We start from the raw sequence: 24,029 nt of genomic DNA on the forward strand, positions 1-24,029 counted from the left end.
ATTCGACCCGCATGATGCCGGCCGGATCGACGCTTCGCATCCCTGGTCTTACACGCGCATCGCGGCAGCGTGGGGCGGAACTTTTCCCCATGCGCCGAGCCCCAACCATTTCCTACAGATCACCAGGGCGAAATCATGATGTGGCGAAATCTGCGGCCTATCGCGGTGGCATTGGCGGGCGTCACCGCGCTGGCGGCCAGCAGCATGGCCTGGGCCGACCGGGACGGGCGCGGCCATGGACACCGGGGGGGTGCGCGGGTCGGCATCGGCCTTTACCTGGGCCCGGGTTTCGGCTATCCCGCTTATCCCGTTTACCGCCCCGTCTACCCTTCTTACTACTACGCCGATCCTTACGGGTGGGCGCCGCCGGTGGTTGCAGTGCCGGCCGAGCCGCCCGTGTACATCGAGCGCGGCAGCGATGCCCCAGGCTACAGCGGGGGCGCCAACGGGCAGCCGCCACAGGGCTACTGGTACCGCTGCAACCAGCCGGATGGCTATTACCCGTATGTAACCCAGTGCCCTGGCGGGTGGCTGCAGGTGCCGGCCCAGCCACCGGCCAACTGACGCACATGCCGGCCACTGACTGCAATCGCCATCTCGCTTGGCCGTTGCCCCATCTCCTACCTGAGGAAGCATGATGAAAGCCCTTTCCCTCGCAACCGTGCCGCTGCTGGCACTGGCCTTGACCGGCTGCACGATGATGCCCACCGGCCCCAGCGTGACGGTGCTGCCCGGCAGCACCAAGAGCTTTGAGCAGTTCAGGTACGACGACGTCAACTGCCGCCAATACGCGCACATGCAGGTGGGTGGCTCCAACGATGCCATCAACCAGAACGCGGTCGGCAGCGCGGTGGTGGGCACGACCATCGGCGCCCTGGCGGGTGCCGCGCTGGGCGGCAACCACGAGGGTGCGGCGGTGGGCGCCGGCATGGGCCTGCTGATGGGCTCGTCGGTGGGCTCCAGCAATGCCCAGTCCGCCGGTTACGGCAGCCAGCGCGGCTACGACAGCGCCTACGTGCAATGCATGTACGCGCGCGGCCACCAGATTCCCGTGTACGGCCGCATGATGAGCAGTCCGGGCTCGCAAGGGCCGGGCTACGCCACGCCAATGGCGCCGCCACCGCCCCCGCCCGGCTACTGGCGCAGATAGCATCCTTCAGGCCCCCAGCAGGCGAGCCACCCGCTCGCGCAGCAGCGCGGGCTGCACCTCGCGCGATGCCAGTGGTTGGCCCACGTTCAGCCCCACACGGTTGAACATGCCGCGCCGCAGCGGCCGCACCATGGCAGTGCCGCGCTCGATGCGGCTGAAAAATGAGCCCCACAGGTTGGTCAGCGCCATCGGAATCACGGGCGCCTCGACACCCTCTTGCTGTGCGCGCTCGATGATCTTCATGATGCCGCCCCTGAACTCTTGCAGTTGCCCATCCTTGGTGATACCGCCTTCGGGAAAGATCGCCAGCAGATCGCCTTCGCGCAGCACCTGGGCCGCGCGCTCGAAGGCTTCGGCATACACGCGCGGGTCCTCCTTTTGCGGCGCAATCGGAATCGCCTTGGCCAGGCGGAACAATGCGCCCAGCACCGGCACCCGGAAAATGCGGTGGTCCATCACAAAGTAGATGGGGCGCGGGCTGGCGGCCATGAGCAGCACGGCATCGACAAAGCTCACATGGTTGCAGGCCAGGATGGCGGCGCCGCTGGTGGGCAGGTGCTCGTCGCCCCGCACCTTGAAGCGGTAGACACAGCGCGAGAGCACCCAGGCCACGAAGCGCAGCAGGTATTCGGGCACCAGCATGAAGATGTAGAACGCCACCACCGCGTTCGCAATGCCCGTGAACAAAAAGATCTGCGGCACGGTGAAGCCCGCGCCCAGCAACGCGCCCGCAATGACCGAGCTGCCGATCATGAACAGCGCGTTCAGGATGTTGTTGGCCGCGATGATGCGCGCACGGTGCGTCGGCTGGCTGCGCATCTGGATCAGTGCATACATGGGCACGCTGTACAGGCCGGCAAACAGGCTCAGCAGCGCCAGGTCGGCCATCACGCGCCAGTGTGCGGGCTGCGCCACAAAGGCGGCCAGGCCCATCACATCAGAAGGCGGCAGGCCGCGCGCGGCAAAGTAAAGGTCGATGGCAAACACACTCATGCCAATGGCGCCCAGCGGCACCAGGCCGATCTCGACATGGCGGCGCGAAAGCACCTCGCACAGCAGCGAGCCGGTGCCAATGCCGATGGAAAAAACCACCAGCAGCAGCGAGGCCACCTGCTCGTTGCCGTGCAGCACCTCTTTGGCAAAACTGGGGAACTGGCTGAGGAACACCGCGCCAAAAAACCACATCCAGCTGATGCCCAGCAGCGAGCGGAACACCACGATGTTCTGGTGCGCCAGCTTCAGGTTGCGCCAGGTCTCGGTAAAGGGGTTCCAGTTGATGGTGAGGTGCGGGTCGGTGGCGGGCACCGCAGGAATGAACTGCGCCACGGCCCGCCCGAGCAACGCCAGCACCACACAGGCCACGGCCACGGTGGTGTGGCCGCCAATCAATCCATTCTCGGGCAGCGCCACCAGCAGGCCACCGGCCACGTTGCCCAGCAGGATGGCCACGAAGGTGCCCATTTCCACCATGCCGTTGCCGCCCGTAAGCTCGCGCTCGCTGAGCACCTGCGGCATGTAGGCAAACTTGACCGGGCCAAACAGCGTGGAATGCACGCCCATCAAAAAGGTGCACAGCAGCAGCACCGGCACGTTGCCCGCGATGAACCCGCCCGCCGCCACCAGCATGATGGCGATCTCCAGGTTCTTCACGAAACGGATCATGCGCGTCTTGTCGAACTTGTCGGTCAGCTGCCCCGAGGTGGCCGAGAACAGCAGGAACGGCAGGATGAACAGCGCACCAATCACCAGCCCCGCCATGGCGGGCGGCAGCCACGACACGCTGAGCTGGTAGGTCACCATCACGGTGAAGGCGAACTTGAACAGGTTGTCGTTGGCCGCACCCGAGAACTGCGTCCAGAAGAACGGCGCAAAGCGGCGCTGGCGCAGCAGGGCGAACTGGTTGGGGTCCTCATGCGTTGGTGCAACGCGGGTGGAGGCGGTTTTGGGGTGCATGGGTTTTTTATCCTCGTTTTCGACGGGTGTGTTGTGTGTTGGTATGCCCCGCACATCAGGCGCGCGGCCCGCGTGCGGCACCCACGGCGTGGGCGCCATTCTGCCCAAACGCCGTGACGCGCCGCAGGTGCGCCGCACTGCTGTGGCGCAGCGCCGCAAGGGCCGCCAACACCTGCAACGCCGCACCGGCCGCCAGCACATGCTTGAGGCTGTGGCCCGACACCAGCTGCCCCGTGGCCTCGAACACCGGGTGGTCCGCCGCTTCGAAGAGCTTGGCCAGGGCATACAGCGCCATCACGGCGCCCAGGTGCAGCGCCAGTGCGCCATCGCGGCGCGGCAGACAGGCCAGGGCCAGCACCACCAGCACGCCACCCAACTGCACCACGGCCCAGGCCAGCAGGTTGCCGCTGTGCGACCACCACAGCACAGCCAGCGGCCCGACCAGCAACACGGCGCCTGCCGTCGCCGCACCGGCCCGCGCGCTCACGCGGCTGGCCGCAGCCAGCCCCAGCAGGCCGGCAAACGGCAACACCATGCACAGGCGGTCCCACAGCAGGCCCGCGTCCTGCGGCTTCCAGTGGTACAGCGCGGAGCCCGCGGCCGTGCACACCAGCCCCGCAAAGAAGAGGGTGGCCAGCGCGCGCGATGGGGCATCGAGCATGCCCGGCGCCACGCGCCGCAATGCCACCAGCCCCCACAGGCCCGCGATGGCAAACGGCAGGTTGCTCAGCACATCCAGCGCGCAGGGAATGCCCCACAGCGCCCGCTGGTCGGCCAACGCATGCTGGTGAGCGCTGGCAGGCAGCATTGGCCCGAACAGCGCCAGCGCCAGCAACGCGGCCATGCCGAGCAGCAGGCCGGCTTCAGCGCGGGACAGGTTCGGGCGCAGCGGGGGGCGCGGGGCGCGCGGGTCAGAGGGGTGTGCAGAGAGGGTCATGGTCGTTGCATCCGAGGGTGGTCGATGCCGCGCAGTGTGTTCAGTGCGCCGTCTTTTTCGGTCAAAAAGTTGCCTGAGCTGCCACCCAATCCACCGCAGGTATCAATAATTGATACCCATGAGCACCACCGCCGACCTCGTTGCCGCCCTCAAGAAGGAACTCAAAACCGCCCAGATGACCTACGCCGACCTGGCGCAAGCCCTGGGCATGGCCGAATCGAGCGTGAAGCGCATGCTGGCCAGGGGCGACATGCCGCTGTCGCGCATCGACGCCATCTGCCGCGCCCTGGCGCTGGACTTTGCCGACCTGGCCCGGCGCGTGGCCGATGCGCAGCCCTTGCTCAAAGAGCTGACGCAAGAGCAGGAAAAAGCCGTGGTGGCCGACAAAAAGCTGCTGCTGATGGCGATTTGCGTGCTGAGCCAGTGGACGCTGGAACAGGTGACCACCACCTACCGCCTGACCGAGGCCGAGGGCATCCAATACCTCGCGCAGCTCGACCGCATCGGCATCATCGAGCTGCGCCCGTTCAACCGCTACCGCCTCAAGCTCGCCAAGACCTTCCGCTGGCGCCCGCATGGCCCGGTGATGAACTACTTTCGCGAGCACGCCCTGCTCGACTACTTTGCGGGTGGCTTCGATGGCCCGGGCGAAGGCGTGCTGCTGGTGCACGGCGCCATCAGCCGCAGCCTGGCCCCGGCCTTCATGGAACGCATGCAGCGCGTGGCGCACGACTTTGCCCAGCAGCATCTGGCCGACCAGAAGCTGCCCGAAAGCGAACGCGAGGGCTACACGCTGCTGCTGGCCCTGCGCAGCTGGGAGTTTGAGGCGTTTGCGGGCATGCGGCGTTAACCAAAGTTGCTCGCCACCATTCATTCAATTTTGATAGCACATGGCGCATACCTGTAGGGCGCTACAGGCCAAAATGGCTTGAAAACTGCGCAGTCACCGGGTTGCAGGGTGCGTGCGTGCCGGCGCCCTGAAACACAACTTCACAACACTTCGCACAGCGCCTACATGCGCTTGACGCAGCGCCCCCACGATCAAGGCTCCCGGTTCCACACGGAATCACATCTGAGGAGAACACCATGGCACGCATTGCCCTCGCCGCCGCTTCCATCGCCCTGCTGTCGCTGAGCGCCCTCACGGCGGCGCACGCACAGGTCGGCGCCACCGTCGTCATCCAGTCGGGCAGCCCCCATTACCAGCGCCCCGCCCCGGTGATGGCGCAATACCAGGCCCCACCGCCCCCACGCTATGAAGCAGTGCCTCGCCACCGGCGCGGCATGGCCTGGGTGCCGGGCCATTGGGAATGGCGTGGCCACCGCCATGTGTGGATGCAGGGCTACTGGGTGAAAGCCCGCCCCGGCTACCACTACCGCGAACCCCGCTGGGTGGAGCATGACGGGCGCTGGGACATGCAGCGCGGCGGCTGGGACCGCGACCGGGATGGCGTGGCCAACCGCTACGACCGGGATCGCGATGGCGATGGCGTGCCCAACCGCCATGACCGCCAGCCCGACAACCCGCGCCGCAACTGACGCCAGCACCCGTCGCCCGCGCGTCGCGCTGCAGTTCAGCCCAGTTGAAGTTCGGCGCGGCCCAGGCCTGGAAAGTCGGCCACCACCACCGCGCCCGGCGCCACCAGCACGGTGCCGGTGCACGAGCCCGTGGTTACCCACTGGCCCGCGCGCAGCCCGCCCAGGCTGCGCGCGCCTTCGTTGGCCAGCCAGGCCAGCAGCCGCAACGGGTCGCCCGCCGGGTTGCCCCAAGCGGCGTGCTGCACGGCCACCGCACCGTTCACCGACAGGGTCACGCCTTGTGCCAGGGGCTGCACCGCAGCCACATCGGTCGTGCCCGAACCCACGATGAGTGCACCATGGCAGGCCTGATCGGCCAGGCGGCTCCACTCGCCCTGCTGCGCCCAGGCGGCATAGCGTGTGTCGCACACCTCGATGGCGGCACGCACCGAAACCGTGGCCGCCAGCACCTCGGCCGCGCTGTAGGGCGTGGCGCGCTCGGGCAGGTCAGCGCCCAGCTCGTACACCAGCTCGGCCTCGACCCCCATCACGGCAAAGCCGGCGGCAGGCAGGCGCACGGGCTGCCCGGCCGGCGCAATTCACACCGAGTCATGCGTGAGTGCCGCGCGCGCGGGCAGCGCCTGGGGCGACGCAGCGCCTACCTTCCAGCCCACGATCTCGCCACGCTCGCGCACCACGACGTCCTGCACGGCATAGGCCTGGGCCGCATCCATCGGGCGCAGCGCTGCGGGCAAATCCAGCGGCCGGGGCATGCGCCCCTGGCGCGCCATGGTGAGCAAGGCCGCGCTGGCAAAGGGATCGAAAGCGGTGTCGGGCATGGGGTTTCCTCTTCAAGCAATACGGCAGGGTGGCAACGATGGCCGTCGCCGGATTATGGGCAGCAGACCGGCGCAAGCCCCCGCGCACAGCGGTGTTGGCAGAGCCCGCGCGGCACAAACCATATATGCATATACGGCGGTGCACATGATGACTTTCCGACAATGGCGCATCCCACCCAACACCCCACCCTCAAGGATTTCCCATGCGTGCTTTGCTCTCCACCCGCTGGCTCCCCGCCGTTGCGCTCGCCTGCTCGTCCTGGCTGGCCGCCACAGGCGTTCAGGCGGCCGATCCCGTCGCCTGGCCCCAGCAACCGGTCACCTTGATCCTGGGCTTTCCGGCGGGCTCGGGCGTTGACGTGATAGCCCGCGCCGTGCAGGAGCCCCTGGCCCAGCGCCTGGGCCAGCCGGTGATCATTGATTACAAGTCGGGCGCCGCCGGCAACATCGCCAGCGAATACGTGGCCCGCGCCAAGCCCGATGGCTACACGCTGGCCTTCGGCACGGCGGCCACGCATGGCAGCAATGCGGCGCTCTACAAGAAACTGCCGTTCGATGTGGAAGACGACTTCGTGCCCGTGGCGCCGCTGATCGATGTCTCCAACGTGCTGACCATCAACCCCGCCGTCATCGACGTGAAGACGCTCAAGGAGTTCGTGGAACTGGTCAAGGCCAACCCGGGCAAGTACAACTTTGCCTCCACCGGCAACGGCGCCGGCACCCACATGGCCTTTGCCGAGTTCAATGCCCGCTTGGGCCTGAACATGGTGCATGTGCCCTACAAGGGCGGCCCCGAGGCCATTGCATCGGTGCTGCGCGGCGAAACCTGCTGCATCATGAACCAGGTGCAGACCGTGCTGGCGCACTACAAGGCCGACAAGGTGCGGCTGCTCGGCGTCACCACCGCCAAGCCGGTGAACGCGGTCAAGGAGGTGCCCACCATCGCCTCCAGCGGCCTGCCGGGCACCAAGGGTTTTGACAGCTCGATCTGGTTCGGCATCTTTGCGCCCAAGGGCACGGATGCAGCCATTGTGAAAAAGCTCAACACCGCCCTGCGCGAAGTGCTGGAACTGCCCGAGGTGCGCACGCGCTTCGAATCCAATGGCAACACCGTGCGCCTGGAAACGCCCGAGCAGTTTCGCAAGACGGTGCACACCGACCGCGCCAAGTGGACCCAGGTGGTGAAGGACGCCAAAATCAGCATCGACTGACGCGGCACCATGTCCACCACCCAATCGCACACACCCACCGGTCTGGCCGCGCTGGAGCAGCGCCTGGAGCACGACCTGCTCACGCTCAACTGGCGCGCCCGCGCCTGGGTTGCGCCGCGCAGCCACGCGGGCCAGCCGGTGCACGATGTGCTCATCATCGGCGCCGGGCAGGCAGGCCTGGCAGCCAGCATGGCGCTGGCGCAGCAGGGCATTGCCGCCGTGCTGCTCGACCGCGCAGCGCGCGACCTGGAAGGCCCCTGGGCCACCACCGCGCGCATGGAAACCCTGCGCTCACCCAAGGAGCTGACCGGCCCTGCCCTGGGCCTGCCCTCGCTCACCTTCCGTGCCTGGTTCGAGGCGCAATGGGGCGATGCGGCCTGGGAGGCACTGGACAAGATTCCGCGCCTGCAGTGGATGGACTACCTGCGCTGGTACCGCCGCGTCACGCAGGCCGATGTGCGCAACGGCCATGCCGTGACGGCCGTGCGCCCGCGCGGCGATGGCCAGGTCGAGGTGGATGTATCGGTTTCCGGCGCGCCCGGCACCACCTGGTTGGCCCGCCGCGTGGTGCTGGCCACGGGCCGCGACGGTCTGGGCGGCCCGCAGATTCCGGCCTTCATGCAGGGCGTGGAGCGCAGCCGCTGGGCGCATTCGTCCGACATGCTGGACTACGAGCGCCTGCGCGGCCTGCGCGTGGGTGTGATCGGCGTGGGCTCGTCGGCCATGGACAGCGCGGGCACGGCGCTGGAGTGCGGCGCCGCCAGCGTGGACCTGATCGCGCGGCGCAGCGAAATGCCACGCATCAACAAGTCCAAGGGCTCGGGCGTGCCCGGCCTCACCCAGGGCCATGCCGACCTGCCCGATGCCTGGAAATGGCGCATCCGCCACTACATCAATGCGCAGCAGGTGCCGCCGCCGCAAGGCAGCACGCTGCGCGTGTCGCGCCACCCCAACGCGTTCTTTCACTTCGACTGCGCCGTGCAGTCGGTGCGCGCACAGGGCGCGGGCCTGCAGGTGGCCACCACGCAAGGCGTTTTCGCGTTCGACTTCCTCATTCTGGCCACGGGCTTTGAGATCAACTGGGCGCGCAAGCCCGAATTCGCCGCCTTTGCGGGCCAGGTGCGCACCTGGGGCCAGCGCTACCAGCCGCCACTGGGCGATGAAGACCGCGAGCTGAGCGACTCGCCCGACCTGGGGCCGGTGTTCGAGTTCCAGCCCACCGCGCCCGGCGCCTGCCCGGGGCTGGAGCGCATCCACTGCTTTTGCTACCCGGCAGCGCTGTCGCACGGCACGGTGTCGGGCGACATCCCGGCCATCAGCGATGGCGCGCGCCGTCTGGCCACCGGTCTGGCCAGCCTGTTCTACCGCGACGATGTGGAACACCACTTTGCCACCCTGCAGGCCTACGCCGAGCCCGAACTGACGGGCGAGGAATGGACGCCCGCCCACACGCCCAGCCGCGTGCTGCCAGGCACCGGGCCCCACACCACCACCCCGGGTGCTGCAACCCACCCACAAGAAAACACATGACCACCGACACCATCGCCACCCTCATCCCGGCAACGGCGCATGTGCAGGCCGCGCGTGTGCAGCGCGCCAAGGCCATCACCGCCACACAGATTTGCGAAGACCTGCTGCTGACGCCCGCATTGCCGGACACCGGCCTGACTCTGGCCGAGCGCGTGGGCGTGGCGCAGGCCGTGGCGCGGGTCAGCGGCCTGCCCGCGCTGGCAGCGCACTACGCCGCCCGCGCGCAGCACCCTGCGGCACCCGCCGAGACTGCGCGCTGGCAAGCCATCGCGCACTTCACGCAGCTTCTGGCCACCAACCCCGCAGCGGCCGACCGCCAGGCCTTGCAGGCGCTGCAGCAGGCGGGCCTGCCCACGGGCGATGTGGTGCTGCTGGCGCAGCTGATCGGCTTTGCGGCCTACCAGGCCCGCGTGCTGGCCGGTGTGGGTGCGCTGGCGGCGCTGGGCGCAGCAGGCGGCGCACCCGCGCAAGCGGCCTCGCCTGCAGCGCCCGAGGCACCCTTCGTTCACCCGGCCAACCTGCCCGCCCCCGGCGAGCCGCTGCGCCTGAACGGCTACACCAGCGAAACCCTGGGCTGGAGCGCCTGGTTGCCCGTGCTGGACCCGGCCACCGCCACGCCCGAACAAAACGCCGTGCTGGACGCCAGCCACCCCAAGGCCCGCAGTTCGGACTTCTACCTGCTGCTGGCGCACCAGCCGCGCGTACTGGCCGAGCGCTCCGAGGCCTTCAACGCCATCATGTACGCGCCCGGCGGCCTGCCGCGGGCCGAGCGCGAGATCGCCACCACCGTGGTCTCGCGCATCAACGGCTGTGTGTACTGCGCGTCCGTCCACGCCCAGCGCTTTGAGCAACTGGCCAAGCGCAACGATGTGATTGCGCAGATCTTCACCGACCCCGACACCGCCGGCACCAACGCGCGCGAGCGCGCCATTGCGCACGCCAGCGCCGTCCTCACGCGCGCGCCCGGCGCCGTGGGAGCAGCGGATCTGGCGCCGCTGCGTGCAGCCGGCCTGTCCGACCTGGAGATCCTCGACACCGTGCACGCGGCGGCGCTTTTTGCCTGGGCCAACCGGCTGATGCTGAACCTCGGCGAAGCCGTGCATCCGTAACCCGGGTTCCATTAGCAGGGATCACCATCCATAAGCGCACCGCGGGCGCGGCAGCGGCGCGAGAATGACTCCCGCAGGAGAGCACGGCGGCCCGCAAGGGCGCCGCTGCACCGAAGGCGCAAACTCCCATACACGCTCAGGTCCCGTACTGCACCATTCATCAAAGCCGTCTGGAGAGCCGCCACCACCGTGGCGCACCGAAGGAGCAAACCGCGCGCCAGTTGGGCGGCGCGGTGAATCTCTCAGGTACCAAGGACAGGGGGAGCGGCAGCTTGGCGGACGCGCGCCATTCGATTGCTATTTAAAAAATAGCTATCAACGCACGTTCATTAAGCGCCAGAGCCCAGAAAGGCTTTAGAAATCATGCGCGTGATCGTTTTGGGCGCCGGCTTGCTCGGCGTGACTTCGGCTTATTTCCTGCAACAGCTTGGCCATGAGGTCACCGTCATCGACCGCCAGGGCGCGCCCGGCGCCGAAACCAGCTTTGCCAACGGCGGGCAGATTTCGGTGAGCCACGCCGAGCCCTGGGCCAACCCCAGCGCGCCGCTGAAGGTGCTGCAGTGGCTGGGCCAGGAAGATGCGCCACTGCTGTTTCGCATCCGCGCCGACATGCGCCAGTGGCTGTGGGGTCTGTCGTTCCTGCGCAACTGCACCCCGGCGCGCACGCGCCACAACATCGAGCAGATCGTGCGCCTGGGCACCTACAGCCGCGACACGTTGCAGCAGCTGCGCGCGGCCACCGGCATTGCATACGACCAGCGCACGCAGGGCATCCTGCACTTCTATACCAACGCCAAGGAGTTCGACGGCGCCCTGACCCCCGCGGAGCAGATGCGCGCGCTGGGCTGCGAGCGCCAGGTGATCAGCGCCGACGAAGCCGTGCGCATCGAGCCCGCCCTCGCCCACATCCGCCCGCAGCTGGCCGGCGCTACCTTTACGGCCGAAGACGAATCGGGTGATGCCAACCAGTTCACCCGCGAGCTGGCCAAGCTCTGCGAGGCAGCCGGCGTACAGTTCCGCATGGGGCACCACATCACGGCGCTGCGCGAGGTGGGTGATGCCATCGACCATGTAGAGGTGACCAACGCCGAGGGCCGCTTCGAGCGCGTGCGTGGCGATGCCTTCGTGCTGGCCATGGGCTCGTTCAGCCCGCTGCTGGCGCAGCCGCTGGGCATTCGCCTGCCCATCTATCCGGCCAAGGGCTATTCGGTGACCATGCCGGTCAAGGACGCCCGCATGGCGCACCAGGTGAGCCTGACGGACGACGAGTTCAAGCTCGTGTTCTCGCGCTACACCAGCGAGCGTGGCGGGGACCGTTTGCGCATCGCCGGTACGGCCGAACTCAACGGCTACGACCGCAACCTCAACCAGGTGCGCTGCGACGCCATCGTGCGCCGCGTGGAGCAGCTCTTCCCCGGCGCGGGCGACGCGAGCCAGGCCCAGTTCTGGACCGGCCTGCGCCCGGCCACGCCCAGCAACGTGCCGCTGATCGGCAAAACCAAAGTGGGCAACCTGTTCCTCAACACCGGCCACGGCACGCTGGGCTGGACACACGCCTGCGGCTCGGGTAAATCGATTGCGCGCATCGTGAGCGGCCTGGCGCCCGAGCTGGACTTTGCGTTCACCGGCATGCCGCGCCACACGCCATCCGGATTGCTGCCCGTCGCCAGCACGCACAAGGCCTGAACAGCAGGGCCCAGGCGGGCGCCGCCGCGCGGCCCGCCCCACGCCGCGCGGCCGCCTGCGTTCAGATGAACACCGTCAGCACGCCGGTATAGCCGTACAGGTGGTGGTGCGCGATTTCGCCGCCCGCGAAAAATCCCACCAAAGGCACATCACCCAGCGCATGCCGCACGATTTGCAGCTCGGCACTCGGCCCGCCAAAGTGCGGGCCGCCACGGCCGGAGCAGCTCACGTAGATGGCGCCCCGGATGGGCCGGGCCGGTGTGCTGCCGCCGGCAGCCCCACGCTACCAGGCGCCGGGCGCCGATCCCCCTGCGCTGCGCTGGCCAGCGGTGCCGGCTCCAGCGCTTCGGGCGACAGTTCTTCGCGGATTTCGGCGCAGATGCGCATCAGGTCGGCGCGGGCTGCAGCCACGTTGCGCTGGCAAAACGCCAGGTGCATGCCTGGCTCGACATGGTCGGCCAGCGCCACACCCCGGCGCGCGCCATCGAGACCCACGATATGGCGGACACGCGTGTCGGTACCAAAGTGGCCGGTGCGCTGCGCCCCCTGGGGCTGTTCGCCGGCATCCACCAGGCCCGCCAGCGTGGCCCGCACCTTGCGCAGCGCCGCCTGCGCATCGCCGTCCAGCGATACATCGAGCGTGGACAACAGCACGTCGAGCGCGGGTTCGCCATCGAGCTGCAGCACCACGTTCTCGTGCGCGGCGGTGACGGTGTGCAGGCGTCCCACCGGCTGGCATCCCTGCGTGACCCGTGACAGCAGCGCCACGCCGGGCCCAAATGCCACGCCCGACAGGCCACCGTCAAACACACCACCCGCCGCCCCGTGACCCGCGATGTTGCCATTGCCGCCCACGGCAAACTGCACGCTGGCACCGCGGCTGGCGCTGAGCCCGCCAAACAGGTAACCCGTGGTGGTGCGCGCGGCCATTTCCTCCAGTAGCTCCGCCAGTTCGGCGGTGTGGCCATCGGCGTGCACGAGTGCGGTGTAGGCCTCGAACCCACTGGCCGGGTTGCGCGGCAACGGTGCCACGCCCGAGAACACGCGGTACTGGTCGGCCGGGATGTCCAGCAGCATCAGCGACAGCGCGGGCTCGTCAAAATACTCGGCGTTGTTGGCCGATACGCCCACGCCCACGGTGCCGCTCCAGTCGGTCACTTCGGGCAGCTCGCCGCTCAGGTAGTCGAACAGCGCCTGCGCCTCGCCCGCGTAGTGGTCGGTGATGTAGAGCAGGCCCAGCGTGGGAGCGGACGCGTACTCGGGCAGCGCCATCTGGGCGCGCAACTGCGCCAGTACCAGAGCGGCGGCCATGCGCCATTGGGGGTGGGTGGCATGGCCGGTGGGAAATAGTTTCATGGTGTGATCTCACAGGCTGTGGCGGACGCAGGTTGCAGCACCGCCAGGCCAGACCCTCAGCCTGCTGGCTTGCGCGGTGCGCGGCGGACCGTGGCTTTCTTGGCGGCAGGCTTGGCCGCAGATTTGGTGGACGCCTTCTTGGCGGCAGGCTTTTTGGCAGCGGCTGTCTTGGCCGCGCCGGCGGCGGTGCGCTGAGCTCCCTGCACCGCCTGCATGCCCTTGGCGGCAAACTGGCTGGCCATGTCGGTAGCCGTCTTGATGGCCTCGGTGGCCATGGTCTTGGTGGTGTCGATGGCAGCGGTCTGCTTGGCGGCGTCTTTCAGCGCGTTGGCCGCGATCTGCTGGAACTGGCTGGTCAGCGCGCCCCACCATTGCATGGGGTCCACCACGCTGGCTTCGGGCGCCTTGGGGGCCTGGTCGCCGTCGGCCGCCGCGGGCTTGGCCGGTTCTGCGGGTTGCGGCGCAGCGGCAGCCGGCGCGGGGGTGGCTGGTGCGGTTGCCGCAGACCGGCCGGCAAAGCTTTCAGCCGCCTTGTCCAGGCTGCTCTTGACGGTGTCGGCCGCCTTGAGCTTGAAAGCGTTGGCCACGTCACCCATGCTGAAGTTCATGCCCTTGAGCGTGGCCAGCGTCATCTTCTGCACCTCCAGCGCCTGAACGGTGGCGGTCAGGGCGCGCGAGTTCTGCTCCAGCCAGAACTGCACGGCCTTGAGTTCGTCGATGCGCTTTTCCAGCTCTTCGACACTGAGGGTGGGCGCCACCCAGTTCGACAGGCTCGGCAACTGGGGAATGCTGCTGGAGGCCCCTTTGGCCAGGCTTTGCAGAAAGTCAAAGCCGGGGACGAATTTGCCGAAACCGAAGTTGGATGTGTCGCTCATGGCCGCTCCGCAAAAGGTGGATCACGCAGCTTACTCCAATGTCTTGCGTCCCGGGAAGCCCCCGGCGCTCAGTGTTTTTGCCCGTGCGCGGCGCCGTGGCCCATGTCTGCGGCCGCTGCGCCGGGCGCCTGCGTGCTCACCGGCAGTTGCAGCGGCAGCTGCGTTTCGGCGCCCTTGGCGTCCTGGAACACCAGGGTCAGGGGCACGCTAGAGCCCTTGGCCAGCGGCGCCTTCAGGTCCAGCAGCATGACGTGGTAGCCACCGGGCTTGAGCTCCACGGTCTTGCCGGCGGGCAGGTCAAGCCCCGGCACGGCGCGCATCTTCATGATGTCGCCTTCCATCTTCATCTCATGCACTTCGGCCACGCCTGCGGCGGGCGACTCGACGCGCACCAGGCGCGCGCCCTCCTTGGCCGTGAGGCGCATGAAGGCGCCCGTGGCCTTCTGGCCTTGCACGCTGGCGCGCGCCCAGGCGCCCTCCACCGCCACGGGGGCGGTGGCCTGGGCATGGGCCTGTCCGGCAAGCAGGGCAAGGGCGAAGAGTGCGGAACGGGTGATGCGGTGCAGTGTCATGGAGTTCTCCTGGGGTTAAAAAATGAACAAGTGAGGGATCAATGCGCGTGGCCGCCGGCCGCTGGCATCAGCTCCAGCACGGGTGCGGGAAATTTCAGGTCGTCCGGCTTGCGGCTGGCGCCAGGCAGCTCGGCCCAGTCCACCCGGCCTTGCTCGCAGACCTGCGCCACCGGCCAGTAGAGGACACCGGCCTGCGCGGGCAGGCGCGCCTGCAGCACAAATTCATCGTAAGGGGCGTTGGGCAGCGCATCGGCCGGGGTGTTGGCCGTCCAGCGGATGCGGCGCACTTCGTCGGTGATGCGCTTGCCGTGGTCGGTGCGCGGCGCGGCGAGCGCCTCGCGCTCGATGGCGATGGTCCACCCGGCCTTGGGCATGGGCTTGGCGCCCTGCACGCCGGACGGCAGGGTCACGGCGATCTCGCGCGTGGGCGACTCGCCACAGCCGTGGCCTACGCGGAACGTGGCCTTGTAGCCACTGCCCGCGTTGGCCACCTGGTACTCCAGCGTGACGTGGGCGTTTGCAGTATTAAACAGGCCGGTAGCGCTTGTCAATAAAGCGCAAACAGCTATTGTTTTGATAGTTTTCATGGCGATGTGGGGTGGTTGGTTGCCAGGTCAGGGGGCCCACTTCAGCTCGGCCATGTAGGTTCGCTGTGGGTAGGGGTGGAAATTCCAGAACTGGTAGTTGTTGAGGTTGTCGATGCCCACCGCCGCGCTGACCTGCTTGCTGATCTGGTAGCGCACGCGCACATCGGTGGTGAAGTAGCGGCTGGCGCCCTGGTAGGCAAAGCCATTGGGGTCGCTGTTGTCCAGCGTGCTGTACTGCTTGCCGCTGTAGCGCGCGCCCAGGGTGTAGGACCATGTGGCATCGGGCCGGTAGGTGGCCACGGCGCTGGCGCGCCACTCGGGGACGCGCGGCTGCCATCGGCCCACGCTGGCAGGGAACTTGTCGTTCGTCGTGATCCTGGAATGGGTCCAGGTCAGGCTGCTGCCCAGCTCCAGCCCGCGCACAAAGACGTTGGCGGCCAGGTAGGCCAGCTCGATGCCATGGGTGCGGATGGCGTCCACGTTCTGCACGTTGGTGACGTTGGGCGTGACGAGCACATTGGTCTGCGAATACAGCGCGTCCTTGGTGCGTTCGAAAAACGCAGTCAGGCGCAGCAGCCCATTGCCCATGTCCCGCTCGGCCGTCAGTTCGGTGGTCCAGCTCTTTTCGGGTTTCAGGTTCGGGTCGTTGTTGATGAGCGTGCCGCTGCCGCTGATGCCGCCCTGGTACAGCTCGGCCACGGTGGGCATGCGCACCGCGCGGCCGGTGGAGGCCTTGAGCACCCACAGTTCGCTGGCCTGGTAGGCCACGGCGGCCTTGGGCGAGAGGTAGGTTTCGTTGCGCTCGGGGTGGCTCAGCGTGGTGGTGGCGTTGCCGGTCTGGCCGTTGCTGGCGCTCCAGCGCTCGGCGCGGGCGCCGAGCGCGGCTTTCCACTTTGGCGCGAACTTCCAGGTGTCTTGCGCCCACAGGCCCAGTAGTTGTGTGTCGCCCTTGAAGGCCTGGTTGCGCGCTCCCGCCGCGCCGTTGATCCAGTTACTGGTGGCGTTCTCCACCGTGCGCAGCTGGTAGCTGTCGCGCTGCAGGCCAAAGTCCACGATGTGCGCGCCATTCACCCCATCCGGCCGCCAGGTGCCTTTGGCGGCCAGCGTGTTCCAGCCCGTGCCTTTGCTGTTGACTATGCGGCCCGCGTCGCCACTCAAAGCGGCGGGCATCGCCACCGTGGCGGCACGCAGGGTGTCGGTCTGGTAGTCGTACAGGCTGGCGGCCACCTCCCAGTCGAACACACCTAGTGTGTGGCTCTTGACCGAGAGCCCGTGCATGAAATGCGTGAGGTTCTCGTTGGACCCATTGAAATCGGTGGGCGCCAGAGCAAACGAGCGGCCGTTGATGTTCACCGTGCCGCCGTAGACCGCATTGCCATGGGCATCGCGCAGGTAGCTGGCGGGGCGCCCCTCGGATGCGTTGTGCCACCAGCCCAAGGTGTAGGCCGCGCGCAAGGTGGGCGAAAAGTCGTAAGCGAGCTTGGCCTTGATGTGGTCTTGCTGCGTGTGGTACTGCGTGGCCGTGCCCAACAGGTACCAGGGCTGGTTGCTGCGGTTGTTGCCCGGCACCGCGCCCGTGACTGGCGTGCCAGCGTTGCCCACGGTGCCGGCGGACACCAGGCGCGTGGGGAAAGTGAGCGGCTGGCCTTCGCTGTAGGTCTTATTGAAGTTGAGGAACCACGACAAGTCACCCTGCTTGTTGCCCACGGATGCACTCACCTGCTTGCCCCCGTAGGTGGCGTTGGTGTCGTACAGGTCAAACGGCTGGTGCTGGACGCTGACCTGCCCATGGGCTTCAAACTTGGTCGGCATGCGCGTGACGTAGTCCACCACTGCGCCCACCGAGTTGCCCGCGTACGCGGCCGAAAACGGGCCGTAGAGCACATCCACGCGCTCGATCTCTTCGGGCGTGACCAGCATCCAGCGCGGCGCGTTGGTGGGGCCGTTGCCCAGGTAGTTGCTCAGCAAAATGCCATCGGCAAACACCATGGAGCGCGCCGGGTTGCCCGTGCCCGAGGCGCGCGTGGACAACACGGCGTGGTTGTAGTCGCCGATGTAGCGCTTGCGCACCAGCAGGCTGGGCAGGTATTTGAGGGCGTCTTCGCTGTCGGTGGCGTTGATCGCATGCTCGATCTGCTCGCGCGTAACACCCTCGATGGTGGTGGGGATCTGCGTGGGCAGCGAGGTGGGCTGGCCGCCGCTGATGGTGACCACGCCCAACTCCTTGACGGGGGCGTTGGCGATGTCGGCGGTCTGGGCGTACGCGGAAACACCCGTGCAGAGTGCGAGGGGAAAGGCACTGGCCACGGCCAGCGCCCTGCGGCTTTTGCGCATGGGAACTCCTGAATTTCAAGCCAGAAAGGCCACTAGCGCTTATCCACAAAGCGCCAACAGCTATCAAACAAATAGCGAATTCAGGAGAATGCAGGCGGCCCGCGCGGTGGCAGCGGAGCGGCGGTGCGCGCAGCAATGTGCGCGGCAGGAATGGGGCGCAGGGCATGCGCAAGGGGGTGGACCACAGGCAGCTGGGCCAGCGACACGGGAGGCGGAGCGCCCACCTGCGCGCAAAGCGGGCAGTCCAGCGTGTGGCTGGGCATTTCCTTGGCGCCATCGTCGGTCTTGACCACCAGCTTGATGGCGCCCGAGCCCGAGCAGATCAGCTCCATGGCCTGCGGGTTGACCAGGGGCGACGCCACTGCCACGCCGATGGACAACACAAACCACGCCAGCACGAGGCGGGCAAGCCAGCGAAAGTGGCGAAGGGTTTGCATGGCGGTCGGCATGAAGGCGCTGATTGTAGGCCGCCATCCCGCCATGCCCTTGACCACCGTCATCTGCGCGACGGTGCTTTGCCCTGGCACCCTCTTACGATGTGCACTTTGCCAGCCCACAACAACGGAGACATCCCCATGCTGACACTCTGCGGCTTTTCAGCCAGCAACTACTACAACAAGGTCAAGCTCGCCCTGCTCGAAAAAGGCCTGCCTTTCACCGAAGAAACGGCCTGGGTGGGCGAGACCGACCCCAGCGCCACGCCGCTCGGAAAGGTGCCCTACCTGCGCACGCCCCAGGGCACGCTGTGCGAGTCGGCGGTGATGGTTGACTACATCGAAGCCGCCCATCCCCTGCCACCCTTGCTGCCAGCCGACCCGTTTGCCGCCGCCAAGGTGCGCGAGCTGATCACCTTTCTGGAACTGCACCTGGAGCTGGTGGCGCGCAACCTGTACCCCCAGGCCTTCTTTGGCGGCACGGTGAGCGAATCGACCCGCGAGAAGGTGGGCACGCAGCTGGAGAAGAACATCGCCGCCTTCGGTCAGCTGGCCCAATTCAGCCCCTATGTGGCGGGCGACAGCTTCACCCTGGCCGACTGCGCCGCCATCGTGCACCTGCCGCTCATCAGTTCGGCCACCAAAATCATTTATGGCCGCGACTTCCTGGCCAACCTGCCGGTGCGCGAGTACCTCACGCGCATGGGCGAGCGCCCCCATGTGCAGCGCGTGAACGCAGACCGCAAGGCCAGCACCGCCGAAATGCTGGCGCGCCGACCCAAGCGCTGAACGGGCGGCGTTCTGCCAAAGGGCCCATCGGAACCAAAGCCAGGGGCGGCCGGCAGGTACGGCCGCGCCACCACTCTTTGACTTTGGTCAACGCAGGGCCAACCCCTCGGGCGCAACATGAAAGTGTTCAATCAGCCCCAAGGAAACATCGCATGGACATGACCCAAGCCGCCCCCTTCCGCCAGCAACTGCTCGCACAGAAATCCGCACTGCTGGAACAGTTGGCCGAGCAGCGCGGTGGCGTCATCGGCCGGGCCGAGGCGGCCGCAGACCATTTTGGCCAGCCGGAAGATCCGCGCGCCCAACTGGCCACCGAACGCGAGCTGGAGTTTGCGCTGGACGAGCGTGAAACAGCCCATCTCGCCGCCGTCGACGCAGCTCTGGCACGCATTGAGGCCGGCACCTATGGCGAGTGCACGGACTGCGGCACCCACATTGCCGCAGCCCGGCTGCACGCCACCCCCGAGGCTGCGCGCTGCGTGCACTGCCAGGAAAAGGCCGAGCAACACCGCCGGGTGGCCTGAGCGATCTTTGTTTTTCCATATTTTCAACCCCAAGAAAGCCTTCTGATGAGCACTTTTCACGCCGTTGTCTGGTTGGACCAGTCTGAAGCCCACGTAGTGATGTTCGACCGCGAACATACCGAAGCCCAGCGCATCAAATCCCGCAGCCACCACAAGCACCAGGGCAAGGCAGAAGACCTGGGCCCGTTCTTTACCGATATCGCACAGGCGCTGTCGAACACGCGCGAAGTGCTGCTGGCAGGCCCGGCCTGGTGCGCAACCAGTTCCGCGACTGGTGCGCCAAGCACCATGCCGCCGTGGCCGACGCAGTGGTGGACTCGGTGGCCGCAGACCACCCCACGGACGCACAGCTGGTGGCGATGGCACGCCAGTACTTCAAGAAGTTTGACAACATGGCGGCCGATCCATCCATGGCCTGACCGCTGCGGGCTCCCATCGGCCTGCCCAGGCGGGGCCCTTGGCTGCTATCCTTTGTGGCATGCGCAGCCTCTTTCACCTCGCCTTTCACGTCACCGACCTGGATGCCGCCCGCCGCTTCTATGGCGGCGTGCTGGGATGCCAAGAAGGCCGAAGCACCGACACCTGGGTGGACTTCGACTTCTTCGGCCACCAGATCTCCTTGCACCTGGGCACGCCGTTTGCCAGTGCCCGCACCGGGCATGTGGGCGACCACCTGGTGCCCATGCCGCATTTCGGCGCCATTCTGGAGTTACCCGACTGGCAGGCGCTGGCTGCGCGCCTCAAGGCTGCGGGCACCGCCTTTGTGCTCGAGCCCCAGGTGCGCTTTGAAGGCCAGCCCGGCGAGCAGTGGACGATGTTCTTTCATGACCCGAGCGGCAACCCGATAGAGATCAAGGGCTTTCGCTCGCTGGACACGGTGTACGCGGCGTGAGCTACACCTTTGCGTCCGCCACCATCCTGCTGCTGCTGATCACCGATCCGCTGGGCAACATCCCCATCTTTGCCAACGCCCTGCGCGGCGTGGCGCCCGAGCGCCGGGCGCGGGTGATCCTGCGCGAGGTGCTGATCGCCTTTGCGCTGCTGTTGGTATTTCTGTTCTTTGGCGCGCAGTTTTTGCAGGTGATGAACCTGAGCGATCTGTCGCTGCAGATAGCGGGTGCGGTCGTGTTGTTTCTGATCGCGCTGCGCATGATCTTTCCGCCCGACTCCGGGCCTCAGACCGAACTGCCGGGTGAGCCGCTGATCGTGCCCCTGGCCATCCCCGCGCTGGCGGGCCCCTCGGCCATGGCCACCGTGATGCTGCTGGTTGCCCAGGCGCCCGAGCGGCGACTGGAATGGGTGGCCGCACTGTGCGTGACCATGGCGGTGTGCGCCGTGGTGCTGCTGCTGGCCGAACGCATCCAGCGCCTGGTAGGCGAGCGCGTGGTGATGGCTTTTGAGCGCCTGATGGGGCTGATCCTGGTTGCCATCTCGGTGGAGATGCTGATCCGCGGCATCAAGCAGCTCGCCCGGCAGTTGTAGGCCACACGCCCTGGGGCCGGCCTCTGGGCTTTCAGCCGGCAGGCGGCGACCAGGTCGCCGCACACAGTTTCATTTGCGGGCCAGGGCCGGCATGGCACCCAACGCAAAGACCGAATTGGGCACGCCAGCACGTGCCATCAGCGGCGCAGGACGGCGCGCCAGTTTTGCCCGCGCCACCACCGGCGACTCGACCCGCACGCCCGTGCCTGCTGCTCGGCCACGAGATCGCGCAGCGTAACGGACTGGAGGTATTCCAGCACCCGCGCATTGAACGCCGTCCAGAGCGATCCGGTCATGGACACCATCTGCGACGATACGTGCGCGGCTGGCGCGGCCTCCTCGCCAGGCTTGTGGTTTTCTACCGCCACCACGATGTCGGCTACAGACACCTGCTCGGGCTTGTGGGCCAGGGCATAACCGCCCCCGGGGCCGCGTGTGCTGTCAACCAGCCCGGCCCGCTTGAGGGCGCTGAAAAGCTGTTCGAGATAAGACAGCGATGTGCCCTGGCGAGCGCTGATCGTGGAAAGCGCAACGGGGCCTGTGTTCTGGCGCATTGCCAGATCGGTCATCGCAGAAACGGCCAGTTGGCCTCTGGTGGTAATTCGCATCTTCACTCCTTGTGAACATTGATACCTCCGAGCCCCGGAAAATCCCTGAGAGCTCGGTCCATCAAGCCAATGTAGCGGATCAAACACTTCGCGTATATTCGTTTTATTATTAAAAACATTGCGGTTTTTTCGAACCGTTGCGTACCCTCCGATGAACTTCAAGCATCTCAAATACTTCTGGACGGTGGCCAAGGCCGGCGGGATAGTACGCGCAGGCGAGCAGCTGCACACCACGCCCCAGACCCTGTCAGGACAAATCAAGCAGCTGGAGCAATGGCTGGGGCACGACCTCTTTCGCAAGCGCGGCCGGGGGCTGGAGCTGACCAGCGAAGGACGGGTTGCGCTGGGGTATGCCGAGCAGATATTTGCCCTGGGCGATGAGCTGGAAAAATCCGTGCGCCTGTCACGCGGTCAGGCCAAGCCGCTGGAATTTCGCGTGGGCATCGCCGATTCGGTGGCCAAGTCCGTCGCCTACCACTTGCTGGAACCCGCACTGGGCCTGCCGGATCGCGTGCACATGATCTGCCACGAAGGCAAGTTTCCGGAGCTGCTGGCGCAACTCACCCTGCACCGCCTGGATCTGGTGCTGGCCGACGAACCGGTGTCCCGCAAGGTGGGGGTGAAGGCCTTCAACCATGCACTCGGAACCAGCGCCATGAGTTTCTTCTGCGCCCCGTCGCTCGCGAAGCAGCTGCAAGGCCCCTTTCCCCAATGCCTGCACGGCGCACCCATGCTGATCCAGGGCCCGCTGTCTTCCGTGCGCCAGCAACTCGATCACTGGTTCAACAAATACCAGCTGCAGCCGCACATCGTGGGAGAGTTCGATGACAGCGCCCTCATGAATGCGTTCGGGCGCGAAGGACGCGGCGTGTTCACCTCGCCCAACGTACTGGAGGACGAAACCATGGTGCAGTTTGGCGTGGAGGTGGTGGGCCGGACGTCGGAGCTGGTGGAGGAATTTTTTGCCATCTCCGTCGAGCGCCGCATCACCCACCCCTGTGTTTCCGCCATCACGCGGGCGGCCAGGGCGGAGTTGTTTGCGTTATGAGTGCTGCCCCCAGTCGGCCCAGTAAGACTCTTTAGCCATCGCTGTGTCGGCAGGTGGCATCATTTGCGGCGCATATGGTGCCGTTGCATCCTTGGACCTCAATGCCATCATGGATGCCGCAGGCGAAGGCGCATCGGTCGTGGATGCCCTGGTGGAGCGAGCCAGTGCGCCCGGCGATATCCGATAAAAATTCGAAGGAAACAACCGCATGGACTTCAACCATTCCCCGAAATCCGGGAACTGCGCGACAGGACGCGCCAGTTCATTGCCGAGCAGGTGATTCCGCTCGAAAACGACGAACGCCAATCGTCCCACGGCCCCAGCGAGGCGCTGCGCCGCGAACTGGTCGCCCGCGCCCGCACCGCCGGCCTGCTCACGCCCCACGCCTCCCGCGAGATGGGCGGCCTGGGCCTGAGCCATGTGGCCAAGGCCGCGGTGTTCGAGGAGGCTGGTTACTCCTGGCTCGGCCCGACGGCGCTGAACATCCATGCGCCCGACGAAGGCAACATCCACCTCATGGAAGAAGTGGCAACGTTGGCGCACAAGGAGCGCTGGCTGCGCCCCCAGGTGGCCGGTCACATCCGCTCGTGTTTTGCCATGACCGAGCCCTCGCCCGGCGCGGGTGCCGACCCCTCCATGCTGGCCACCACGGCGGTACGCGACGGCGATGACTACCTCATCAATGGCCTCAAGTGGTTCATCACCGGTGCCGAGGGCGCGGACTACGCCATCGTGATGGCGCGCATGGAAGACGGCTCGGCCACCATGTTCCTGACCGACATGGACCGCCCCGGCATCACGCTCGAGCGCAGCATGGATGCCATGGACAGCTGCTTTACCGGTGGGCATGGCGTGCTGCGCTTTGACAACCTGCGCATCCCCGCCACCGACGTGCTGGGCGAGATCGGCAAGGGATTTCGTTACGCCCAGGTGCGCCTGGCCCCTGCACGCCTGACGCACTGCATGCGCTGGCTGGGCCAGGCACGCCGCGCCCACGATGCGGCCCTGGCCTACACACGCCGCCGCCAGGCCTTTGGCAAACCGCTGGCCGAACACGAAGGCGTGGGCTTCATGCTGGCAGACAACGACATGGACCTGCACACGGCCCGCCTGCACATCTGGCACACCGCATGGCTGTTGGACCAGGGTGAGAAATGCAACTTTGAATCGAGCCGCGCCAAGGTGGTGTGCTCGGAGGCCGAGTGGCGCGTGGTCGACCGCAGCGTGCAGATGCTCGGTGGTTCGGGGGTTACGTCTGAATCTCCCGTGATGCGCATCTTTACCGACATGCGGGCCTTTCGCATCTACGACGGCCCCAGCGAAGTGCACCGCTGGAGCATGGCGCGCAAGCTGGTGCACCTGGCAGAGAAGGCGGAGGCGGCGTAATGAGCCACGCCTTGAGTCATCACTTTTGGCACGGACTGGCATTTCCTATCCACACTGTGGCGCAACGTTGGCAGCCTGGATGTGGCAGTATTCGGCATACC

General features: G+C 66.9%; 25 protein-coding genes, 1 pseudogene and 1 riboswitch. Of the genes and pseudogenes, 15 read left to right on the forward strand and 11 right to left on the reverse strand.

Features of this window, described 5'->3' with window-relative positions; all coding sequences use genetic code 11:
* Positions 1-135 precede the first annotated feature (135 nt).
* Together CBP34_RS17345 and CBP34_RS17350 are read left to right on the forward strand one after the other, a co-directional pair.
* Positions 136-564, forward strand: coding sequence for a hypothetical protein (locus CBP34_RS17345; protein WP_094098764.1), 429 nt, complete (start codon positions 136-138; stop codon positions 562-564).
* A gap of 73 nt (positions 565-637) precedes the next feature.
* Positions 638-1,150 (forward strand): YMGG-like glycine zipper-containing protein, encoded by a 513-nt coding sequence (locus tag CBP34_RS17350; RefSeq protein WP_094099250.1) that lies wholly within the window; start codon positions 638-640, stop codon positions 1,148-1,150.
* Positions 1,151-1,156: 6 nt separating this feature from the next.
* Here CBP34_RS17350 and CBP34_RS17355 read toward each other — a convergent pair whose 3' ends face one another.
* The gene (locus CBP34_RS17355; protein WP_094099251.1) at positions 1,157-3,103 is read right to left on the reverse strand and encodes an MFS transporter; all 1,947 of its coding nucleotides are present in this window, start codon (positions 3,101-3,103) and stop codon (positions 1,157-1,159) included.
* A gap of 55 nt (positions 3,104-3,158) precedes the next feature.
* Positions 3,159-4,040 carry a hypothetical protein gene (locus CBP34_RS17360; RefSeq protein WP_086928244.1) on the reverse strand — a complete coding sequence of 294 codons (882 nt, stop codon included), beginning with the start codon at positions 4,038-4,040 and terminating at the stop codon, positions 3,159-3,161.
* A 118-nt stretch (positions 4,041-4,158) separates the two neighbouring features.
* Here CBP34_RS17360 and CBP34_RS17365 point away from each other — a divergent pair, with 118 nt between their 5' ends.
* Together CBP34_RS17365 and CBP34_RS17370 are read left to right on the forward strand one after the other, a co-directional pair.
* Positions 4,159-4,890 (forward strand): helix-turn-helix domain-containing protein, encoded by a 732-nt coding sequence (locus CBP34_RS17365; protein WP_086928245.1) that lies wholly within the window; start codon positions 4,159-4,161, stop codon positions 4,888-4,890.
* 236 nt (positions 4,891-5,126) lie between these two features.
* Positions 5,127-5,579 carry a thrombospondin type 3 repeat-containing protein gene (locus tag CBP34_RS17370; protein ID WP_086928246.1) on the forward strand — a complete coding sequence of 151 codons (453 nt, stop codon included), beginning with the start codon at positions 5,127-5,129 and terminating at the stop codon, positions 5,577-5,579.
* Between the two features lie 35 nt (positions 5,580-5,614).
* Here CBP34_RS17370 and CBP34_RS17375 read toward each other — a convergent pair whose 3' ends face one another.
* A complete protein-coding gene (locus CBP34_RS17375) occupies positions 5,615-6,136 on the reverse strand; it encodes a fumarylacetoacetate hydrolase family protein (protein WP_236748453.1) in 522 nt (173 codons plus the stop codon).
* 21 nt (positions 6,137-6,157) lie between these two features.
* The gene (locus CBP34_RS20155) at positions 6,158-6,397 is read right to left on the reverse strand and encodes a hypothetical protein (protein WP_236748454.1); all 240 of its coding nucleotides are present in this window, start codon (positions 6,395-6,397) and stop codon (positions 6,158-6,160) included.
* 203 nt (positions 6,398-6,600) lie between these two features.
* On the opposite strand from CBP34_RS20155, the gene CBP34_RS17380 reads away from it, so the two are divergent.
* The 4 genes from CBP34_RS17380 to CBP34_RS17395 all read left to right on the forward strand — a co-directional run bounded on the left by CBP34_RS17380 (position 6,601) and on the right by CBP34_RS17395 (position 11,933).
* Positions 6,601-7,608, forward strand: coding sequence for a Bug family tripartite tricarboxylate transporter substrate binding protein (locus tag CBP34_RS17380; RefSeq protein WP_086928247.1), 1,008 nt, complete (start codon positions 6,601-6,603; stop codon positions 7,606-7,608).
* A 9-nt stretch (positions 7,609-7,617) separates the two neighbouring features.
* Positions 7,618-9,138 carry an NAD(P)-binding domain-containing protein gene (locus tag CBP34_RS17385; protein WP_086928248.1) on the forward strand — a complete coding sequence of 507 codons (1,521 nt, stop codon included), beginning with the start codon at positions 7,618-7,620 and terminating at the stop codon, positions 9,136-9,138.
* Positions 9,135-10,247 carry a peroxidase-related enzyme gene (locus tag CBP34_RS17390; protein ID WP_086928249.1) on the forward strand — a complete coding sequence of 371 codons (1,113 nt, stop codon included), beginning with the start codon at positions 9,135-9,137 and terminating at the stop codon, positions 10,245-10,247. Before CBP34_RS17385 ends, CBP34_RS17390 begins: the two co-directional genes overlap by 4 nt.
* 160 nt (positions 10,248-10,407) lie before the next feature.
* Positions 10,408-10,516: riboswitch (glycine riboswitch) on the forward strand.
* Between the two features lie 94 nt (positions 10,517-10,610).
* Positions 10,611-11,933: a D-amino acid dehydrogenase gene (locus tag CBP34_RS17395; RefSeq protein WP_086928250.1), complete on the forward strand. Its 1,323-nt coding sequence runs from the start codon at positions 10,611-10,613 to the stop codon at positions 11,931-11,933.
* 61 nt (positions 11,934-11,994) lie between these two features.
* Here the strand turns inward: CBP34_RS17395 and CBP34_RS17400 are convergent.
* The 6 genes and pseudogenes from CBP34_RS17400 to CBP34_RS17425 all read right to left on the reverse strand — a co-directional run bounded on the left by CBP34_RS17400 (position 11,995) and on the right by CBP34_RS17425 (position 18,094).
* Positions 11,995-13,289: pseudogene (locus CBP34_RS17400) on the reverse strand (FIST signal transduction protein).
* A 56-nt stretch (positions 13,290-13,345) separates the two neighbouring features.
* Complete coding sequence (locus CBP34_RS17405; RefSeq protein WP_086928252.1) at positions 13,346-14,164, reverse strand: PhaM family polyhydroxyalkanoate granule multifunctional regulatory protein; 819 nt, start codon at positions 14,162-14,164, stop codon at positions 13,346-13,348.
* A gap of 68 nt (positions 14,165-14,232) precedes the next feature.
* Entirely contained in the window at positions 14,233-14,736 is a 504-nt protein-coding gene (locus CBP34_RS17410) for a copper chaperone PCu(A)C (RefSeq protein ID WP_086928253.1), read from the reverse strand.
* 38 nt (positions 14,737-14,774) lie between these two features.
* Complete coding sequence (locus CBP34_RS17415) at positions 14,775-15,323, reverse strand: YcnI family copper-binding membrane protein (RefSeq protein WP_086928254.1); 549 nt, start codon at positions 15,321-15,323, stop codon at positions 14,775-14,777.
* Positions 15,324-15,350: 27 nt separating this feature from the next.
* Entirely contained in the window at positions 15,351-17,657 is a 2,307-nt protein-coding gene (locus CBP34_RS17420; protein WP_086928255.1) for a TonB-dependent receptor, read from the reverse strand.
* Positions 17,658-17,737: 80 nt separating this feature from the next.
* The gene (locus CBP34_RS17425; RefSeq protein WP_418134688.1) at positions 17,738-18,094 is read right to left on the reverse strand and encodes a DUF2946 family protein; all 357 of its coding nucleotides are present in this window, start codon (positions 18,092-18,094) and stop codon (positions 17,738-17,740) included.
* Positions 18,095-18,232: 138 nt separating this feature from the next.
* Between CBP34_RS17425 and CBP34_RS17430 the strand changes: the two genes are divergently transcribed.
* The 5 genes from CBP34_RS17430 (at position 18,233) to CBP34_RS17450 (ending at position 20,886) form a co-directional block, all read left to right on the forward strand.
* Positions 18,233-18,880: a glutathione S-transferase gene (locus tag CBP34_RS17430; protein WP_086928256.1), complete on the forward strand. Its 648-nt coding sequence runs from the start codon at positions 18,233-18,235 to the stop codon at positions 18,878-18,880.
* 152 nt (positions 18,881-19,032) lie between these two features.
* On the forward strand, positions 19,033-19,404 hold the full coding sequence (locus tag CBP34_RS17435) for a TraR/DksA family transcriptional regulator (protein ID WP_086928257.1): 372 nt from the start codon (positions 19,033-19,035) through the stop codon (positions 19,402-19,404).
* 251 nt (positions 19,405-19,655) lie between these two features.
* Complete coding sequence (locus tag CBP34_RS20160; protein WP_236748455.1) at positions 19,656-19,823, forward strand: hypothetical protein; 168 nt, start codon at positions 19,656-19,658, stop codon at positions 19,821-19,823.
* 59 nt (positions 19,824-19,882) lie between these two features.
* Positions 19,883-20,296, forward strand: coding sequence for a VOC family protein (locus tag CBP34_RS17445; protein WP_086913510.1), 414 nt, complete (start codon positions 19,883-19,885; stop codon positions 20,294-20,296).
* Positions 20,293-20,886 carry a MarC family protein gene (locus CBP34_RS17450; RefSeq protein WP_086913511.1) on the forward strand — a complete coding sequence of 198 codons (594 nt, stop codon included), beginning with the start codon at positions 20,293-20,295 and terminating at the stop codon, positions 20,884-20,886. Before CBP34_RS17445 ends, CBP34_RS17450 begins: the two co-directional genes overlap by 4 nt.
* A 137-nt stretch (positions 20,887-21,023) precedes the next feature.
* On the opposite strand, the gene CBP34_RS17455 is transcribed toward CBP34_RS17450, so the two are convergent.
* The gene (locus CBP34_RS17455; protein ID WP_236748456.1) at positions 21,024-21,494 is read right to left on the reverse strand and encodes an Rrf2 family transcriptional regulator; all 471 of its coding nucleotides are present in this window, start codon (positions 21,492-21,494) and stop codon (positions 21,024-21,026) included.
* A 151-nt stretch (positions 21,495-21,645) separates the two neighbouring features.
* On the opposite strand from CBP34_RS17455, the gene nhaR reads away from it, so the two are divergent.
* Both nhaR and CBP34_RS17465 read left to right on the forward strand, forming a co-directional pair.
* Complete coding sequence (gene nhaR, locus CBP34_RS17460; RefSeq protein ID WP_094098765.1) at positions 21,646-22,542, forward strand: transcriptional activator NhaR; 897 nt, start codon at positions 21,646-21,648, stop codon at positions 22,540-22,542.
* Positions 22,543-22,818: 276 nt separating this feature from the next.
* Complete coding sequence (locus CBP34_RS17465; protein WP_418134689.1) at positions 22,819-23,928, forward strand: acyl-CoA dehydrogenase family protein; 1,110 nt, start codon at positions 22,819-22,821, stop codon at positions 23,926-23,928.
* The last annotated feature ends 101 nt before the right edge of the window (positions 23,929-24,029 follow it).

Source organism: Acidovorax carolinensis (assembly GCF_002157145.1).
GTDB classification, from domain to species: domain Bacteria; phylum Pseudomonadota; class Gammaproteobacteria; order Burkholderiales; family Burkholderiaceae_C; genus Acidovorax; species Acidovorax carolinensis.